This window comes from Pseudomonas sp. 22189 (assembly GCF_052045635.1).
GTDB lineage: Bacteria > Pseudomonadota > Gammaproteobacteria > Pseudomonadales > Pseudomonadaceae > Aquipseudomonas > Aquipseudomonas parakoreensis.
The window spans coordinates 11,815-29,942 of the sequence record NZ_JBQEPG010000015.1; the positions used below are offsets into that span (position 1 = coordinate 11,815).

Annotated in this window: 15 protein-coding genes; 6 read left to right on the plus strand and 9 right to left on the minus strand. The window is 58.6% G+C overall.

Annotated features, from left to right (window positions below; genetic code table 11):
* Positions 1-6: 6 nt before the first annotated feature.
* Positions 7-1,413 (minus strand): NAD(P)/FAD-dependent oxidoreductase, encoded by a 1,407-nt coding sequence (locus ACTJKS_RS17280; protein WP_262947820.1) that lies wholly within the window; start codon positions 1,411-1,413, stop codon positions 7-9.
* Positions 1,414-1,465: 52 nt separating this feature from the next.
* Positions 1,466-2,278, minus strand: a complete 813-nt coding sequence (locus ACTJKS_RS17285) for a helix-turn-helix domain-containing protein (RefSeq protein WP_440828903.1) — start codon at positions 2,276-2,278, stop codon at positions 1,466-1,468.
* 263 nt (positions 2,279-2,541) lie between these two features.
* Between ACTJKS_RS17285 and ACTJKS_RS17290 the strand changes: the two genes are divergently transcribed.
* A complete protein-coding gene (locus tag ACTJKS_RS17290; RefSeq protein ID WP_262947822.1) occupies positions 2,542-2,814 on the plus strand; it encodes a DUF1652 domain-containing protein in 273 nt (90 codons plus the stop codon).
* A gap of 64 nt (positions 2,815-2,878) precedes the next feature.
* Here the strand turns inward: ACTJKS_RS17290 and ACTJKS_RS17295 are convergent, their stop codons facing one another.
* Positions 2,879-5,353 (minus strand): UvrD-helicase domain-containing protein, encoded by a 2,475-nt coding sequence (locus tag ACTJKS_RS17295; protein ID WP_108182770.1) that lies wholly within the window; start codon positions 5,351-5,353, stop codon positions 2,879-2,881.
* A 277-nt stretch (positions 5,354-5,630) separates the two neighbouring features.
* Here ACTJKS_RS17295 and ACTJKS_RS17300 point away from each other — a divergent pair, with 277 nt between their 5' ends.
* A complete protein-coding gene (locus ACTJKS_RS17300; protein WP_041064200.1) occupies positions 5,631-6,326 on the plus strand; it encodes a pirin family protein in 696 nt (231 codons plus the stop codon).
* A 183-nt stretch (positions 6,327-6,509) separates the two neighbouring features.
* Here ACTJKS_RS17300 and pgm read toward each other — a convergent pair whose 3' ends face one another.
* The 4 genes from pgm to ACTJKS_RS17320 all read right to left on the minus strand — a co-directional run bounded on the left by pgm (position 6,510) and on the right by ACTJKS_RS17320 (position 12,735).
* Positions 6,510-8,156 carry a phosphoglucomutase (alpha-D-glucose-1,6-bisphosphate-dependent) gene (gene pgm / locus ACTJKS_RS17305; RefSeq protein WP_440828904.1) on the minus strand — a complete coding sequence of 549 codons (1,647 nt, stop codon included), beginning with the start codon at positions 8,154-8,156 and terminating at the stop codon, positions 6,510-6,512.
* Between the two features lie 96 nt (positions 8,157-8,252).
* Positions 8,253-9,653 carry a GntR family transcriptional regulator gene (locus tag ACTJKS_RS17310; RefSeq protein ID WP_108182772.1) on the minus strand — a complete coding sequence of 467 codons (1,401 nt, stop codon included), beginning with the start codon at positions 9,651-9,653 and terminating at the stop codon, positions 8,253-8,255.
* Positions 9,654-9,701: 48 nt separating this feature from the next.
* Positions 9,702-11,162, minus strand: coding sequence for a hypothetical protein (locus tag ACTJKS_RS17315; RefSeq protein ID WP_262947823.1), 1,461 nt, complete (start codon positions 11,160-11,162; stop codon positions 9,702-9,704).
* Positions 11,163-11,712: 550 nt separating this feature from the next.
* Positions 11,713-12,735, minus strand: a complete 1,023-nt coding sequence (locus ACTJKS_RS17320; RefSeq protein ID WP_041064212.1) for a zinc-dependent alcohol dehydrogenase family protein — start codon at positions 12,733-12,735, stop codon at positions 11,713-11,715.
* Positions 12,736-13,004: 269 nt separating this feature from the next.
* Here ACTJKS_RS17320 and ACTJKS_RS17325 point away from each other — a divergent pair, with 269 nt between their 5' ends.
* The gene (locus ACTJKS_RS17325) at positions 13,005-13,934 is read left to right on the plus strand and encodes a LysR family transcriptional regulator (protein WP_095669104.1); all 930 of its coding nucleotides are present in this window, start codon (positions 13,005-13,007) and stop codon (positions 13,932-13,934) included.
* A 16-nt stretch (positions 13,935-13,950) separates the two neighbouring features.
* Here ACTJKS_RS17325 and ACTJKS_RS17330 read toward each other — a convergent pair whose 3' ends face one another.
* Both ACTJKS_RS17330 and ACTJKS_RS17335 read right to left on the minus strand, forming a co-directional pair.
* Positions 13,951-15,129, minus strand: a complete 1,179-nt coding sequence (locus tag ACTJKS_RS17330; RefSeq protein ID WP_145598196.1) for a sugar transporter — start codon at positions 15,127-15,129, stop codon at positions 13,951-13,953.
* 192 nt (positions 15,130-15,321) lie between these two features.
* Positions 15,322-15,519: a hypothetical protein gene (locus ACTJKS_RS17335; protein WP_262947877.1), complete on the minus strand. Its 198-nt coding sequence runs from the start codon at positions 15,517-15,519 to the stop codon at positions 15,322-15,324.
* A gap of 264 nt (positions 15,520-15,783) precedes the next feature.
* On the opposite strand from ACTJKS_RS17335, the gene ACTJKS_RS17340 reads away from it, so the two are divergent.
* From ACTJKS_RS17340 to mexE, 3 genes are all read left to right on the plus strand, one after another.
* Complete coding sequence (locus tag ACTJKS_RS17340) at positions 15,784-16,131, plus strand: DUF4190 domain-containing protein (RefSeq protein WP_041064263.1); 348 nt, start codon at positions 15,784-15,786, stop codon at positions 16,129-16,131.
* 15 nt (positions 16,132-16,146) lie between these two features.
* A complete protein-coding gene (locus ACTJKS_RS17345; protein WP_041064266.1) occupies positions 16,147-16,599 on the plus strand; it encodes a DUF805 domain-containing protein in 453 nt (150 codons plus the stop codon).
* A gap of 273 nt (positions 16,600-16,872) precedes the next feature.
* Positions 16,873-18,126 carry a multidrug efflux RND transporter periplasmic adaptor subunit MexE gene (gene mexE / locus ACTJKS_RS17350; RefSeq protein WP_041064269.1) on the plus strand — a complete coding sequence of 418 codons (1,254 nt, stop codon included), beginning with the start codon at positions 16,873-16,875 and terminating at the stop codon, positions 18,124-18,126.
* Positions 18,127-18,128: the final 2 nt, after the last annotated feature.

The window sequence follows — 18,128 nt, forward strand, 5'->3', positions numbered from 1 at the left end:
CGGCGGTTAGTGCATGAAACCTTCCATGAAGCCCGCGACTTGACTGGCGAGCTTGCGCCGCCACGGTGCGGTGGCCGGATTGGCCAGGGTCTGGTCTTCGTGGACAAAACTTTTGATGATCGCGTTGTAACCGAGCCAGCGGCACGGTTCCGGCTCCCAGGCGCGCAGCGCATGGATCCCGCCGTCCGGCAGCACCCACGGCTGATGCGCCAGTTCGGTGTCGCGCTCCAGAATCAGATCGGCCAGGGTGCGGCCGCCGAGATTGCTGGCACCCACGCCCTCCCCGCCATAACCGCCGGACAGCGCGATGCCATTGGCGCGATCGCAGAGCATGTGCGGCTTGAAGTGCCGTGACATGCCGAGGTTGCCGCCCCAGGCGTGGGTGATTTGCACGTTTTTCAGTTGCGGGAACAGCTCGCCGAACAGATAGCGCCGCAGTTCGACTTCATCGCGGGTCAGATCGAAGTTGTGGCGCAACTTGCCGGCGAACTGGTAGCCGCCGCGAGCGCCGAAGATCAGGCGGTTATCGGCACTGCGCTGGCCATAAGTGACCTGACGGCTGAACTCGCTGAAGGCCTGGCCGCGGTTGAGGCCGATTTCATCCCAGGTCGCAGCCGACAGCGGTTCGGTGGCGACAATCAGACTTTGCACCGGCAACTGATAGCGGCCCAGCGGCGGCAGCGTCACCGAATAGCCTTCAACGGCCGGCACGATCCAGCGGCTGCGCACACGGGCCCTGGCCGTGCGCAAACTACCGGACTGCCAGTGCGTGACCGGGCTGTTTTCGTAGATCTTCACACCCATGTTCTGCACGGTACGCGCCAGAACGCGCACCAGCTTCGCCGGGTGAATCGTCGCCACGTGCGGCGCATAGATGCCGCCGTAGGGTTTTGCCACGCGAATCTGTTGCGCCAGTTGTTCGGGGCTCAGCCAGCGGTAATCGTTGTCGGTCAGGCCTTGGGCGTGCAGTTTGTCGAGGTATTCGCGCAGGCTGGCTTCCTGTTCCGGGTAGCGAGCGGCGCAGTACAGCACCCCGCCCTTGCGATAATCGCAGTCGATACCCTCACGTTCGAGGACAATTTCCACTTCATCGGGGATGCTGTGCAGCAGATCAAAAGAGGCGCGACGTTGCTGTGGCGAGAGGCCGGCGAGCAGTCGATCCTCGCCCAGCAGATTGCCCATCAGCCAGCCACCATTGCGCCCGGACGCACCGAAACCGGCGGTTTGCGCCTCGATGATGGCGATATCCAGACCCGGCGCGAGTTTTTTCAGGTAGTACGCAGTCCACAGCCCGGTGTAACCGGCGCCGATGATGGCCACGTCGACATCCAGATCCTGTTCCAGCGCCGGCCGCGCGATCAGCGGCTCGTCGAGTTGATCCATCCACAAACTGATAGTGCGCCACGCCGGCATGCAAGACTCCGCCACTGAAAACCTTCGATGGCGTCGATCCTAGTGCGTGACTTCAATCACTGTCTTGCGCGCGTGCCCGCAAAGAAATTTGTTTGGCGTAGGCCTTCGGCGACTGGCCGGTGTGCTGGCGAAAGCAACTGTAGAACGCCGACAGCGAGTTGAAACCGGCAGCAAATGCCAGTTCATCGATACGCAGCGGTGGCGTGGCGTGATCCAGTGACTTGAGCAAATGCTGCAGGCGCGCCTGGTTGACGTATCGATAGAAGCTCTGCCCCAGCACCTGATTGAGCAGGTAGGAAATCTGATTGCGGCTGTACCCGCACTCCTTCGCCACCCGTTGCAGATCCAGCTCTGGATCGAGGTAAGGCTGTTGCCGTTCGAAATATAGCTGCAAGTCTTCGGCCATGAAACTGATCTGGCGCGGTGACAGGCCCAGTCGACTCACTGCCGGACGCTGGCTGGGAGCGACGGTGCCACTGGTTGGCGTGCGAACCAGCGAGGCATATTCGTTGACCCGCCAGATCAGGCCGTCCTTCACCGTGATCGCTTCACTGGAACGGAACGACACCAGTCCGTCGCCACCGCGCAAGGTCACTTCGTACTGAATGTAGGCAGTGTTGCCATCCACGCGGATCCGGTCGCAATGCTCCAGCGCTTCGTCGGATTCTCGCGGCATGCTGACACGCACGTACTCACGTAACTCATCAAAACCGAGCACCCGGTTCTGAAAGAAATCGTTGTACTGAACCTCCGGGTGGTACAGCGCCATGACGCTGTCCAGGTCGCGATGTTTCCAGCTCAAGTGATAGCGCATGACCGTAGCGGCCGTGGCCGGGGTCTGTTCTGGGCCGTCGTCGACATGCATAAAGGGCTCTGCGCAAAAGCACCGAGCTTGCCCAACTTCATCCTGACGATCAATCAGTAAACCGTACTGGCCTTTTGGCGATGAGTGATGGAGGCGTGACTTACATCAAAAAATGCGCAGCAATCGCAAAATGAACTGAAAAAGCTCACGGAAAATTCACATGCGGATGCTACTTTTAACGTCACTGACCGGTTGAGCCAATGAAGGCTCTTCCCACCTAACATGAGCAAAAGGAATCGCTCGATGAAGAAGGCGGGCAACACATGAATAAAGGTTCCAGTAAAGTCACCTTCCCCAACGCGTGCCAGTTGATGCGCTGGCATTTTCATCCAATGGGTTTTGAAGCGACGATGGATGCGCCGGGCAGCATGATTGCCCGACTGTTCGATCGTGCCAGCGGTGAAACCGTGATCGCCATCGCCGGCATTCCCTGCGCCACGGTGATGAACGCGGCCGATGTCGAACGAATCATCGAAGCCGTGGAAGACGAACTGGAGACTTTCGTTCCTCCAGAGTCTCTCAAGAGTTACGCTTAAGCCTTTGTTTTTTTTATGAAAAAGCCCGCCAATTCCGGCGGGCTTTTTTGTGCGCGGACGTGCATCACGCAGTCTGCGGCTGCTTCCGCTGATCGACGAAGAATGCCTTGTCCTGGGCCACCCGGTCAGACGCTCTCGGCATATTGACTGACTGAGCGTCCTGCGGCTCGACGTACCAATAGCAATGGCTGACCGCCCGGGTGATGCCGACATACGCCAGCCGCAATATCTCGTCCTTTTGCGCCGTGTCATAGGGCTCACTGTCGCCAGCCTTGCCCAGGCCAGCCATGCGATACACCTGGTTTTTGTACGGAGAACTGGTCAGGTGCTGGCAGTCACCCAGCAGAAACACCGCATCGGCCTGCAGTCCCTTGGCACTGTGGTAAGTCAGTTGTTTCAGGCGTCGCGCTTCATACGGCAAGCTCGAATCAACATTAACTACAGACTGAATATGCTGTTCAATCAATGACTTATCACTGCTTTTTCGATACAGCATCAAGATTGAGTCGCCGCGATTGTAGTGTTCGGCCAGGCGCAGCCCCAAAGCCTGATCATCGCGTTCCAGCACGCTCACCGGCTGCAAGGCCTTGGGGGCGCCGCTGGCTTTGGCTTTTTTGCCCGGGATTGCCGGCGCTGCACGGACGATGTGTTCAGCGGCATCGATGATGTGTTGATGACTGCGGTAATTGTCGCTGAGCATCACCCGTGTAGTGCCCGGTGAAGGGAATTCCTTGTTGAATTCCATGAAATAACTCGGTGAACTGCCACGCCAGCCGTAGATCGACTGCCAGTCATCGCCCACACACAGCAACGACGAACGCTGCGCGCCTCGCCCAACATGCATCGCCGGGCCACGACTGCGGATTTCCGCCAGACTGGCACGGATCCAGGAGACGATTTGCGGCGAAACGTCCTGAAACTCGTCGATCATCAAGTGCGACATGGGGCGCAGCAGCTCGTCACTGAGCAGTTTGAGGTTCTCTGGCGAATGTTCGCTGAACAGCGCAAACATCCGGTTATAGGTCATCACCGGCGGTTTCTGATCGAGCAAATGATCTTCCAGGGCACGCCAGAACAGGCTCAGCGCCTCAAAGAAGAACCGGTCCGGATCATCCTTGGCAAAACTCATCCGGCCGACAGCGTCCGGCACGTCCAGCCCGAGGTTTTCGATGAAGCCGGCCGCCGCGACAAAGCAGTCCAGCAGCGGCGCCGAAACCAGCTCACCTTTGACCTTGTAATCGAAGCCTGGACCGGCGCTCGCGTCGCCTGCCAACGTCGACAAGACCCGCTTCGAAGCTTCGTAACTATCCAACCAAATCAATGGCTTACGACAGAAAGCTTGAAACAGGGTGCGCTTGACTGCCCACTCAGCACGCACCCCGAGCCTGGCATTGGGTCGGCAGATCTGCGGGTTTTCCCGAGGATCAAACCCGAGCATCACCCAGGCATCGAGGCTGGGAATGTAGCCATGGCAGTGAAAGGTCGAACCGTTGATCTCGAACGTTTGCCGGCTGGGCTCGATGCCTTTGATCGGCCAGGCACCTGCGCGAAACCACAAGTCTTCGATGGCATCGCACAGCTCTTCATCGCGCTTGGCCGCCAACTCTGTCACCGCCATGCGCTTTTGCACGTCCGGGTGATCGCGTTCCAGCTCCTTGAGCTGCAAACCCGCCTTGGCCAACGGCTGAATGAGCTGACGGAAACGCTCGTCTTCCGTGAACAACCGGTGGTAACAGGCATTGAGCTGGCGGCGCTGAGCGTCGTTGATCCGCAAATCGAATGGATTGCTGTCGACCTCTTCGTCAGCACCCTGAATTCGGTCGCTGAGGTTCTCGAACGCCTGCAAGCGCTCAAATCCCGGCAGACTGCGCACCATCGGCAGAATCCGCGAGTGAAAGGTGCGCACCAGTTCCCGCGCCTGTTTCAGGCTCAGGGCTAAACCCCAGAGCGCAAACAATTCGATCAGTTTGTTGATGAAGTCCTTGCGCGACTCGCGGGTGAAGGTCACCACGGTCATCGAATCAAGTTCAAAGCCCAGGTAGTGAGTGAGCAACAGAAGCCTTAGTACCAGCGTCGTCGACTTGCCCGCTCCGGCACCGGCAATCACCGAGGTCGAAGGCGTATCACTGAAAATCATCTTCCATTGCGCGGCGCTTGGCTGAGCATGTTCGGGCAGCAACCGCGCCACATCGGCCTTCATACGCTTCTTCAGCTCGGCACTGAGGGGCAGGCGCCAGTCGTCGAACAAATGATTGTCCACGTTCGGCGGACGATGTTCGGTGCTGCGACTGTCACGAATCAACAGCACTTGCCGACCTTCCTCCAGGCCTTCGAGTTTGCCCTCCTTGAAGCCGTACTCCACGCCAGCGGTATGGCCACTGCGAAAGCCGTCAGCCTGACCGTGCAACCATGACGCGCGGTGTTGAGCGCGCAAGCGTGTCAGGCCGTGGCCGAAGAAACGCGCGGCCAGACGCTTGAACCATGGCATCTCGGCCAGTGGACGGAGTTCGGGAGGCAGATCGGGAGTGTGTTGCGCCACGCTGAGGGCTCCAGTGTGTGAGGCTGTTGCGGCTATGGTGTCTTTATTTGCCCCTGAGTTCTAGCGAAATGCTTACAGCTCATTGGTTTAGGCGATGAAGTGAAAGTGGGATGAGACCGTTTCGAACCCGCTTCTCATCAACGGATTCGATGAGAATGCCGCACTTTTTACGCTTTTTCTCGATGATTGACTGATGGATGATGCCCGTCATTAACCGACGGTCTCGCTTCGTGGCTCTGGCGTTGCGCCCCATGACGGACCTTTTGAGGAGACGATCATGCTTGAACTCAGACCTTTCAACACGCTGGGCGGCGCTCATCACGGCTGGCTGGATGCCCATCACCACTTTTCGTTCGCCGAATACTACGACCCGCAACGCATGAACTGGGGCAATCTGCGGGTGTGGAATGACGACGTGATCGCCGCCGGCACCGGGTTCCCGTTACACCCGCACCGCGACATGGAAATCATCACCTATGTGCGTGAAGGTGCGATTACTCACCAGGACAACCTTGGTAATAAGGGACGCACTGAAGCCGGCGACGTGCAGGTCATGAGCGCCGGTACCGGCATCGCACACAGCGAATACAACCTGGAAGACAAGGAGACCCGAATCTTTCAGATCTGGATTCTGCCGACGGAAACCGGGGCGCCGCCATCGTGGGGTGCCAAACCGTTCCCCAAAGGTCAGCGCGAAGGCTTTGTCACCCTGGCCAGCGGCAAGGATGGCGATGATCAGAGCTTGCGCATTCGCGCCGATGCGCGATTGGTTGCAGCCAATCTCAAGGCGGGAGAAACCGCTGAGTATCAACTGGATGCAGGACGCCGTGCGTATCTGGTGCCCGCCACCGGCCTGATTGAAGTCAATGGCTTGCGTGCGCAAGCTCGAGATGGCGTTGCCGTCGAGCAGGAGGCGGTACTGACGGTGACGGCACTCGAAGACAGCGAAATCGTTTTGGTGGATCTGGCTTGATCGCCTGATATGCAGGTAAAAAAAGGGGCGACCGTCATGGTCGCCCATTTTTTGCAGCTTTTGTGGCGAGGGGATTCATCCCCGATAGGCCGCAAAGCGGCCGTCTTTTCAATGGAGCGCACTGCTACGCAGTCCATCGGGGATAAATCCCCTCACCACACAAAGAACTCACCTCCCTGAAGATCACTTGGTGCTGATTGCGCCATCCACCAAGGTTTGCGCTTCAGCCACCAGCTGCTTGAGGTGGTCGTCGCCAATGAAGCTTTCAGCGTAGATCTTGTAGATGTCTTCGGTGCCCGAAGGACGCGCGGCGAACCAACCGTTTTCGGTCATCACCTTCAAACCGCCGATGGCCTGATCGTTGCCCGGCGCATGGCTGAGAATGCTCTGAATCTTCTCGCCCGCCAGTTCGGTCGACGTCACTTGCTCCGGCGACAGTTTGCTCAGCAGGGCTTTCTGCTCAGGGTTGGCCTTGGCATCGACGCGCACCGAGAACGGTTCGCCCAGCTCATCGGTCAGGGCGCGATAGGCCTGGCTTGGGTCACGACCGGTACGCGCGGTCATTTCAGCCGCCAGCAGAGCTGGAATCAGGCCGTCCTTGTCGGTACTCCAGACGCCGCCATCCTTGCGCAGGAACGAAGCGCCGGCACTCTCCTCGCCACCAAAACCCAATGAGCCGTCGAACAGGCCATCGGCAAACCATTTGAAGCCGACCGGGACTTCAAACAAGCGCCGACCCAGGCGCTTGGCCACACGATCAATCAGGCCACTGCTGACCACGGTTTTACCCACGGCAGCGTCGGCGCGCCATTGCGGGCGGTTCTGGAACAGGTAATCGATGGATACCGCCAGATAGTTGTTCGGTGCCAGCAGACCACCCGACGGGGTGACGATGCCGTGACGATCGTGATCCGGGTCGCAGGCGAAGGCCACGTCGTAACGCTCCTTGAGACCGATCAAACCTTGCATGGCATGGCTGGACGATGGGTCCATACGTATCTGTCCATCCCAGTCGACCGTCATGAAACGGAACGTCGAATCGACCTGTTTGTTAACAACGTCCAGATCAAGACGATAATGCTCGGCAATTGCCGACCAGTAACGCACCCCTGCTCCACCCAGCGGATCGACACCCAGGCGCAATTTGGCGCTACGAATGGCATCGAAGTCGATCACGTTGATCAGGTCGGCGACGTAGGTGTTGAGGTAGTCATGGCGGTGCGTGGTGCTCGCCTTGAGCGCCTGCTCGTAGCTGATGCGTTTGACACCCACCAGCTTGTTGGCCAGCAGTTCGTTGGCCTTGGCTTCGATCCACTTGGTGATATGGGTGTCGGCCGGGCCGCCATTGGTAGGGTTGTATTTGTAACCACCACTTTGTGGCGGATTGTGCGACGGCGTGATGACGATGCCATCGGCCAGGCCAGAAGTGCGGTCACGGTTGTAGCAGAGAATCGCATGCGAAACCGCCGGCGTCGGCGTGTATTCGTCGCCTTCGGCGATCATCACGGTCACGCCGTTGGCTGCCAGCACTTCCAACGCACTGGCTCCGGCCGGAGTCGACAGTGTGTGAGTGTCGATACCGACAAACAACGGGCCATCAATGCCCTGTGCTTCGCGGTACAGGCAGATGGCCTGACTGATCGCCAGAACGTGCCACTCATTGAAGCTCAGGTCAAAGGAGCTGCCCCGATGCCCGGAAGTACCAAACGCCACACGCTGGGTGGAAATCGAAGCATCCGGTTGGCCGGTGTAATAAGCCGTTACCAGTCGCGGGATGTCGACCAACAATTCTGCTGGTGCCGGTTTGCCCGCAAAAGGACTGATAGTCATGCAAAACCTCAGAAATAGAGTGGTTCAGGAAATACAGCGCAGTTTACTGGCAGTTTGACCGCAGCGCGACGGGATCTATCCGACGGTTTCCAACGTTCATTCCACAGCAGCCAGACGCAATGCATCCCCGAGCATTGCAATCGCCCCGTTCAAGCCGGTTTCCCCGTGATCCAGCACGTTCAGACGCAAATGCCGATGGTGCAAACCCTGCAAACTGAACAGTTCTCCCGGCGCGATCAGAATCTGTTGTCTGAGCAGGCGTTGAAACACGTCGCGCATGTCCACCGCACGCCTTGCCCGCACCCAGACAGTCGCGCCGCCCTGCGGTTCAACGACCTGCAGTGCATCGCCCAAGCGTTCGCGCAGCAAATGGATCATGGGCGTTCGACGCTCCCTGAGCAGCCGGCGAAGGACATGCAGATGCTGATCGATCCGACCGTTTCCATACAGTCGAGCGATAGCCTTCTGGCGGATGGGCGACAGTCGGAACGAACGCATCAGAAAATGTCGCAGTAATTCGCTCTTCCATTGGCGCGACAACACGAACCCGTAAGGTGCTTCGATTCCGATGAATTTTTCGAACGTGGAGAAGACCAGCAGCCGATCAGGATCCAGCAAGTCACGCAGGCAATCGCCGTCCATGACTTCGCCAAGCTCACCATAACAATCGTTTTCCAGAACCCAGGCGCCGTGTTTGACAAGCAGCCCGGCGATGCGGCTGCGGTTGCCTGCAGGAACCTGTGTGCCACGCGGCATACTCAACCCCGAAGAAAGCACCACCAACCTGACATGTTCAGTGTTGAGCAGCGCTTCCAGGCGTTGCGGTTCCAGACCGCCGCAGGCCTGCAGGGGCAACTCGATTACGCGTACCTCTGCTGCCTGCAGCAACCGCAGTATGACCCAGTCGCAGGGCGATTCGACCAGAACCGTTGCGTGTTTGAGCTGTAGAACGGCAACCAGAATTTCCAGCACCCCGCGCAGATCCGCACCGATGTAGACATCCTCGGCGTGCCAGCACTGCTGCGGTGAAGTGGTGTAGCGGGCTGCCACGACCGTGCGTAATTCAAACTCACCGCAAGGTTGATCAAGCGGCGTCGGTTGCCGGGGGTACTGCCGCAGCAGTTCGCGCTCGAGCAATAGCAACGGGCTGTCCAGCGATTGCACGGAGACCGGGTCTTCGGCGCTCAACAGCCGCATTCCCGGGCGCCGCGCATTGACGTAGAGCGTTTCAAGCAGGTCATTGCCAACGGCTGGAGACGACAGATCCGCTAACGCCCGGGCGTAATAACCGGACTTGGCAACTGAATAGACCCGCCCTTCTTTCTCCAGCAACGAATAAGCATATTGAATGGTCGAAATCGACACATTGAGACGCTCTGCCAGCTGACGCAGCGACGGTAGCCTGGCGTTGTCATTACCGGTCGTCTCCGCCATCAATCGCATCAGGTAACGATAAACGGCCTGATAAGCAAAACCGGGCTCTCGTACCCCTTTCATGAGCCCGATACCGGGACGACAGGCGCTCTGAAGGATGAATCACTCACCTCAACGCTCCGCTGACCGGCCACCCACGCCGGTGTCGGCATTACCAGCATCCGCCGCGCCTCCTGCCGACCGGGCAGCACCACGGGCCGGCAGTGGCTCCATGGCGTAGAGATGCCCGATCAGCCTGATCGGCAGCCCGCTGACATCCGTCATCCATTGCAACACTTGCTCGGGGCCGTGCAGCCCTTGCATTGCCCGGTGCAAATCGGGCAATGCCACTAACATGCCGGGATGACAACTGCGCAGAAACCGCTCAAGCCCGGCCCCCCGTTCGATGAACGGCGTGAACAGCAAACACACCCATTGCGCTTCGTTAAGACCGTAGGTCTGGTGCAGAGCTGTTGCCGCCTCTTCACGCAACGCCTCAGTCTGCTGTAACCCTAGCCTCGCGATCATCTGTTCACAAACGGGATCCGGCACCTGCATTTGCTGCATGTTTACCAGCATGCGTTGAACATGTTCCGCAAAACCGCACTCATAACCGCTTCCGTCAATGAACTCGGCCTCAAGACCGCGAAGATGAGCCTCAATCAAAGGATCGGCGTATTCACCTTCGCCCTGATGAAACACCCATTCCTCCGCCTGAAACCCGAGAAACTCGCTAAGCAACGGCCAGCGCTCCTCCAGCTTGCCCACCGCCATGTCGTGAATATCGACGAATGTAGTGCGACGGCATGACTCGAATCCGTCTTCGGGACGCCAGCGCAATGGTTCGGATTCGGCGTAAAGACCGCGATACAGATCCCCTCCCAGGCCGTCGAGAACCGCGAACAAGTCATCGAATGAGACGGCATTGGATGGCAGAGCCTCCAGGCCGGCTTTCTGCACCGCTCGCGCGAGATCATTGATGAATTGCCTCTGGCGCCGCGGCGACTCACTGGCAACCCAGGCGTCAACACCATTGTTCCAGCGGGCAATCTGGCCGCAAAACTCGGCCCGCGCCAGACAAACGTCGTCCCACAATTCAAGCTGCTCGTCCCTCGCCCGGCGGTGCCCCATCATCAGTAGATTGATGCGATTGGCGTCCGCACTCTCCTTGTCGGGTGACTTCTGGTGATTGAACGGCAGTACTTGACGATGATCCACCATCAACATTTCGACCCGGGGGTCATCATAAAGAAACAGCGCAGCAAAGCTGCGGTGCAGATTGTCGAGTGCGGCACCGCCCATGCTGCCGCTGCGCAGGACGGCGACACGCAACTGGAAGGTGGCGGGAGCGCGGCCGGCGATACTCAGCTGAGCGGCGCGCAACAACGCCAGGGTGTAGCAGCTGTCACGAGTACCGGACGGTGTCACCAGAACCTTGTAATCCCCCATGCGTTCCGCTCCGCCGGCGGCGACCATCAGCCGCTGGATCAGCAACTGCAGCGCAGTCCGTTCGGCTCTGGAAAAGAAACTCAGCAAACGTTGCAGTACTTGCTGGTAGACATAGTTCATTGCCTGATCATGGATCGTGCTCATCAGTACTTTACCCGGCGTAAAAAATTCATATCGCACATCAGCGAAGACACTGGTGCGATAAATTCATCAATAAGTAATAGACGATCAAATACTAACACTTATGATTTTGAAGTTATTTGAAACACTTGCACCTGAGAAGTCGACAATAACGCCACCCTAAGTGACGCAAACCCCTGCCAGCGCTGGGTTTTCCCTGATAGAAAAATATCTGAGGAAACTTCTTACAGCGTCCCACGAACATTGAGTACAAGAAAAGCAGAACGATAATAGGAAAGACCCTACACCGATTAAACAGAAACCGGCATATCGCTCGCGAGATGAATTATTCAACACGGGATAGAAAACAGAATGCACAGACATGGCTCATTCCTTGAGATGAAAGTAATCATTCAATTATCAGGGCTTAGAGGGCGATTAAAAGATACAGATCGCGAGCAAAAACCGGTTCAGATGCACAGACAGCCATGCACTGAATCCGGCAACTGTTGTGATGGCAAGGGAGCAACACGCTGGAGTCCGTGGGACCACGGACTCTGATCGGAGGGGGGGGTTACGCGGGTTCGACCTGCAGGGCGACCCGCTCGCGGCATGGGCATTCGTCCATGTAACGATGCGCTTCAACGAACTCGTTGAACGGGAAGACCCGAGTCTTGAGCGGCAGCAATACGCGGTCGGCGGTGAGCTGGTTGATGTCACGCAGGGCCCGCTGCAAGGCGACGTGATCCTGAGTGATACCGAGCTCGGGTTTGCCGGTGAAATTGCCGATGCAGTGCACAAAGAACTGGATGTTCTTCTGAAAGGCCGCACAGGCCGGAAATGGTGTCTGATTACCGCCTTGCAGGCCATACAGAACGAGGCTGCCACGCGGCGCAAGCACATCACCGAGCAACGACATCTGCGGGCCGCCAAGACCGTCAAAGACCACATCGACACCACGGTTGTCGGTGATCTTGTTGATTCGCATCAACAGATCTTCTTCCTCGGTGACGATGACTTTCTCGGCCCCCAGCGACAGCAGGTATTCACGCTCATCTGCGGTTTTCGTCGCGGCAATCACCCGCACCCCCATGGCTTTGCCCAACTGGACAAAGGACGGACCGGCGCAATGGCTGGCGTCAGTGACCAGAGCAAACTGCCCGGGTTTGACCCGCGCCAGATCGGCATAGGCGAAATAGGCGATCAACAGCGGCGTGTAATGCACGCTGGCTTCGATCGGGCTGAGCACATCCGGATAGCGCGTCAGCGCGGTGCGCGGCAATACAATCTGCTCGCCATACACCGGGTAGTCGTTCGGGCTTTCGGCCGGAAAACTGGCCACCTTGTCGCCAACCGACAGGTCGTCGACACCGTCACCGATCGCGGTGACCACGCCGGCCATTTCATGGCCGAGACCGGACGGCAAGCGTGCCTGGGACGAGGCCAGGTTCTGACGCCAGAGAATGTCATACCAGCTGATGCCGATCGCTTCGACACGCACCTGCACTTCGCCAGGACCTGGCTGAGCGGCCGCATGCTCTTCGCATTTGAGCACCTCGGCCGGACCAAACTTGTGAAAACGGATCGTGCGGGACATCGCAAACCTCGTCAAAGTAACCTCTAATGCCCTGAACTCTATCTGGGCTTTTGACCCAAGACTATCAGTGGCTATTAATAGTCGACATGCCTGTCATTGATTCCGCAGTATGAACGGCATTGGCAAAATCGATGAAAAAATGCCGCAACCGGCTCGGTAAAGCTGAATTTAGCGGTGCAGAGTACCAGCCTTTCCCCGTAATATTCATGCCGGCCATTGTTCTCATATGGTCGCTCTCGTCAAGCTTGATGACTCTGCCAGGACTCCAGATGAATCGTAATGACCTGCGTCGTGTCGACCTGAACCTGTTGATCGTGTTCGAAACCCTGATGCACGAACGCAGCGTGACCCGCGCCGCCGAGAAGCTGTTTCTCGGCCAGCCGGCGATCAGTGCGGCGCTCTCGCGCCTGCGCAGCCTGTTCGATGACCCGTTGTTCGTGCGTACCGGACGCAGCATGGAACCGTCCGCTCGCGCCGTGGAAATCTTCGCCCTGCTCTCGCCGGCACTCGACTCGATTTCCACCGCTGTCAGCCGAGCGGCGGACTTCGATCCGGCCACCAGCACCTCGGTATTTCGTATCGGCCTGTCCGACGACGTCGAATTCGCCCTGCTGCCGATGCTGCTCAAGCGCCTTCGCGCCGAAGCACCGGGGATCGTTCTCGTCGTGCGTCGGGTCAACTACATATTGATGCCAAGCCTGCTGGCCTCCGGCGAAATTTCCATCGGTGTCAGCTACACCACCGACCTGCCGGCCAACGCCAAGCGCAAGGTCTTGCGGCGCAGTCAGCCGAAACTGCTGCGCGCCGATACGGTGCCGGGGCCGCTAAGCCTGGACGACTACTGCGCCCGCCCCCATGCGCTGGTGTCGTTCGCCGGCGACCTCAGTGGCTTCATTGATGAAGAGCTGGAGAAACTCGGGCGCAAGCGGCACGTGGTGCTGGCCGTGCCGCAGTTCAACGGCTTGAGCACGTTGCTGGCCGGAACCGACATCGTCGCGACGGTGCCGGATTACACGGCGGATGCGCTGACGGCGGCGGGCGGTGTGCGCGCAGAAGATCCGCCGTTGCCGACGCGCACGTTTGAGCTGCACATGGCCTGGCGTGGATCGCAGGACAACGATCCAGGGGAGCGTTGGTTGCGGTCGCGGATTCAGATGTTCTTTGGCGATCCAGACAGCCTTGAGCTGCCTGCACATTAAGCAGGCAGCCAAAGGCTCAAGTCCTCGGCCGGCTGATGCGATAGATCGACACGCAGTAAGACGACAACGCCAACGCCGCCAGCATCCCGCCGACAAGCCCGACGTAAGCAAAGCCGAACTGGCTGCCGACCCAGCTCCCTACCAGCGCCCCGCCGCCGATGCCGATGTTGTAGATCCCGGAAAACAGCGCCATCGCCACGTCGGTGGCGTCCGGCGCCAGCACCAGGACTTTCGACTGCAGCGCCAGCCCGAAGCCCATGATCGCCATGCCCCAGAACACACTCAGCACGCCGAGGTACGACACATTGCCGCTGAACGGCAACAGCAACGCCAGGCACAAGGCGAGCACCGATACGCAGATGATCAGAAAACGTTGCGGGTTATAGCTGTGCAAATAGCTGAACAGCAGCGAGCCGAAAATGCCGGCGCCGCCGAATAACAACAGCAGGAGCGTCACCACCTCACCGCTCATGTTGGCCACGGTCAGTACGAACGGCTCGATGTAGCTGTAAGCGGTGAACTGTGCAGTCACCACCAGAGCGGTCAGCACATAAACGGCTACCAGCGCAGGTCGCTTCAGCAATATGGGCAGGCTCTTGAGCGAGCCCGAGTTCTGGCTGGGCAGCAACGGCAGCACCTTCGCCAGACAGAACACCAGCGCCGCCGCGAAGCCCGCAATCACGATGAACGTGGTGCGCCAGCCCATGGCCTCCCCCAGCAAGCGACCGAGAGGAATGCCCAGCACCATCGCCAGCGAAGTACCGGTTGCGAGCAAGCCCAGCGCCTGAACCTGCTTGCCCGGCGGAGCCAGGCGCACGGCCAGAGAAGCGGTGATTGACCAGAACAGCGCATGCGATAGCGCCACGCCGATCCGGCTCACCAGCAGCACCCCGAAGCTGGTCGCCAGACCCGACAGAATGTGGCTGGCGATAAACATTGCGAACAGCACGAGCAACAGTTTGCGTCGCTCGACGTTGCGCGTCAGCAGCATGATCGGCAGCGACGTCAGAGACACCACCCACGCATAAATGGTCAGCATCAGACCGACCTGCGCCGTCGACATGTCGAAGCTGCTGCCGATCGAGCTCAACAGCCCGACAGGCACAAACTCGGTGGTATTGAACACAAACGCGGCCAATGCCAGGGCAATGACTGCGTACCAGTTGCCGGTGTTTGTCGCCGTAGAATCACTCATTGAACGTCGTATTACTCGTCGATGATCGCGCGTGAATGCACGCAAGCGATCTGTGCCCATCTGTCGGTGTCTTGGTACCGATTGCCGAATGTTTCGACGTTTAGGGGGACGCATCATCAGAGGGTCAAGCCACACTGATCTGTTCCAATGCGGCAGAAGCATACGAGGTCTTGATCAAACAAGCTGCCTTGTTCACTGGCCCAAGTAAACGTTGCCCCGCATGCAGTCATTCTTCAGGTCGATCTGTTTCTCCGCGATGATAATCCCGTCGCCCACGGCACTGCCCATGCCGTGGGTTTTATCGTTCGCTGCCGGGGTTGAAAGGTAGCTGACGGTCGCAGCGTTGGCCTGATATTGGCATTCAGCTATATCGTGCTGGATACCGCGCATGAAAATGCGGTTCGTGCTGCGCGACGTATCTTGAGCAGCAAGGAGCCGGTGAAGCGTTCGACCATGCCGAAGCGGTAAATGGCCTCGCTGGCTGGCACGGCTCCAGACGCTTGCACAATCCCGATAGCCTTCAGCCCTTGAGTCCCCGCACAGCCACGGCAGCAATGATGGCAAAGTGATAATGACAAATCCGGTAATAACGTTTAACTTACCGCCGCCCCGACCGCTGGAGGATCGGGCATTTGCACTCAGTTAAGGAAAACGATGGCAATGGTCTATTGTCGTGCTTGCGCCAAGGAGCTACACGAAACGGCGCTCACCTGCCCCCAATGCGGGGCGCCCCAACAGGCCTCCGTGCCGCAAACGCAAGCCGAAACACCCTGGCTGGCCATCGTTTCATTGATCCTCGGGATTATCAGCGCACTCAACCTGTTTGATGATTCCGAATGGGACAGGGATGCGATTGTCGGTGTGGGCATCCTCAGCCTTGCGGGCCTCACTTGCGGCATCGTCTGTATCAACCAAAAACACCCAGGAAGAAACCTCGCGATCGCCGGCATCGTTTTGTCTGGCCTTGCCGCGTTCGTTTTGTCCTGTCTATCGATTGAATAATTTTAGGGAAAAAATATGAGCTTGGTTTTCTGCCGTGGTTGCGCCAAGGAAATTAGTAGCCTGGCCGTGGCATGCCCACAGTGCGGTGCACCTCAGGCTGTTCAACCGTCCTATGCAAGCGGCCCCGCCATTACGACGGGCAATCCTTACGTGGAAGCGCTGAAGAATTACGCCGAATTCAAAGGCCGCGCCACCCGCCGCGAGTACTGGATGTTTGTGCTGATCAACATGGGTATCTGCATTGTCATGGGCGTTCTCGACGCCATGCTCAACACCAAGGGCTTGCTCTACAACCTGTACAGCCTGGCGATGTTGCTGCCGAGCATCGCAGTGGGCGCGCGCCGTATGCACGACACTGACCGTAGCGGCTGGTGGTTGCTGCTGCCGATCGTCAACCTGGTGTTCCTGGTGCAAGACAGCCAGCCAGGTCCGAACCGTTTCGGGCCGAACCGCAAAGGCAACAACTGAGTCACTTCGCATCACGTTGAACGAGACGGCCTTCATGGCCGTCTCTTTGTTTGTGAATTCTGTTCCTGAAGCCGCCGCTGGATTTTTACTGGCGGCGCAACACACATTTGTCATCAAACCAATTGATAGCACCCTAACGAAAGGTGCATGCTAGAGGGCTCGAATCGCTCTTATATCATTCCGAATGATAGTTACCTTTGCTTCATTCGATTCGTGCCATCACAGCCCGCCGAGCATCATCCGCCCATCTTCAATACATTGGCGGATGATTCCATGGAACAGTCACTCAAACATTTGCGCTTCCCCTTGGCCATGTTGGCCGTGCTGGTGATGAGCGCTTGCGGCAAGACTCCGGAGACTGCCGCCACTATGCCCGCTGCCAAAGTCAGCGTGGCCAAGGTGCTGGAACAACCGGTCAACGAGTGGGACGAATTCACCGGGCGCCTCGAAGCGCCGGAAACCGTTGAAATTCGTCCGCGGGTCTCCGGCCAGATCGACGAGGTGGCGTTCACCGAAGGTGCGCTGGTCAAGAAAGGCGACCTGCTGTTCCAGATCGATCCGCGTCCTTTCCAGGCAGAAGTTCGCCGTCTCGAAGCTTTGGTAGCCCAGGCGCGCGCCAATGCCACCCGCAGTGAAAACGAAGCCGGTCGCGGCGAACGTCTGCGCGCCAGCAACGCGATCTCCGCTGAACTGGCCGACTCGCGCACCAGCGCTGCACAAGAAGCCCGCGCCGCCGTTGGCGCACTGCAAGCGCAACTGGATCTGGCCAAACTGAACCTGAGTTTCACCCGCGTCACCGCGCCAATCAGCGGCCGCGTCAGTCGCGCCGAAATCACCGCCGGCAACCTGGTGACCGCCGACACCACCGCGCTGACCAGCGTAGTCTCCACCGACAAGGTTTACGCCTACTTCGACGCCGACGAGCGTGTGTTCCTCAAATACACCCAACTCGCCCGCAACGGCCAACGTGGCGCCACCACGCCGGTGTACATGGGCCTGTCCAATGAAGACGGCAACCCGCACCTCGGTCAGATGAACTTCGTCGACAACCAGGTCAATCCGAAAACCGGCACCATCCGTGGTCGCGCGGTGTTCGACAACAGCGACGGCACCTACACCCCGGGACTGTACGCACGGCTGAAACTGGTCGGCAGCGGCACCTACAACGCCATGCTGATCAACGACGAAGCGGTCGGTACCGACCTGGGCAAGAAGTTCGTGCTGGTGATGGATGCGGACAACAAAACCGCTTATCGCGCCGTTGAACTGGGGCCGAAGATCGAAGGCCTGCGCATCGTGCGCACCGGTCTGAACAAGGACGACACGATTATCGTCAAGGGCCTGCAGCGGGTTCGTCCGGGTTCTCCGGTGACGCCTGAAGTGATCCCGATGGCCAGCGAGCAGACCATTGCCGCTCTGGCTCAACAACGTCAAGCGCTGGAAGCCAGCAACCTGCCCAAAGTCGCACCCGCCAAAGGTGCACAGGGTACGGCTGTGAAGCTGGCCGCTACGACCCCACGCGGTTAAGG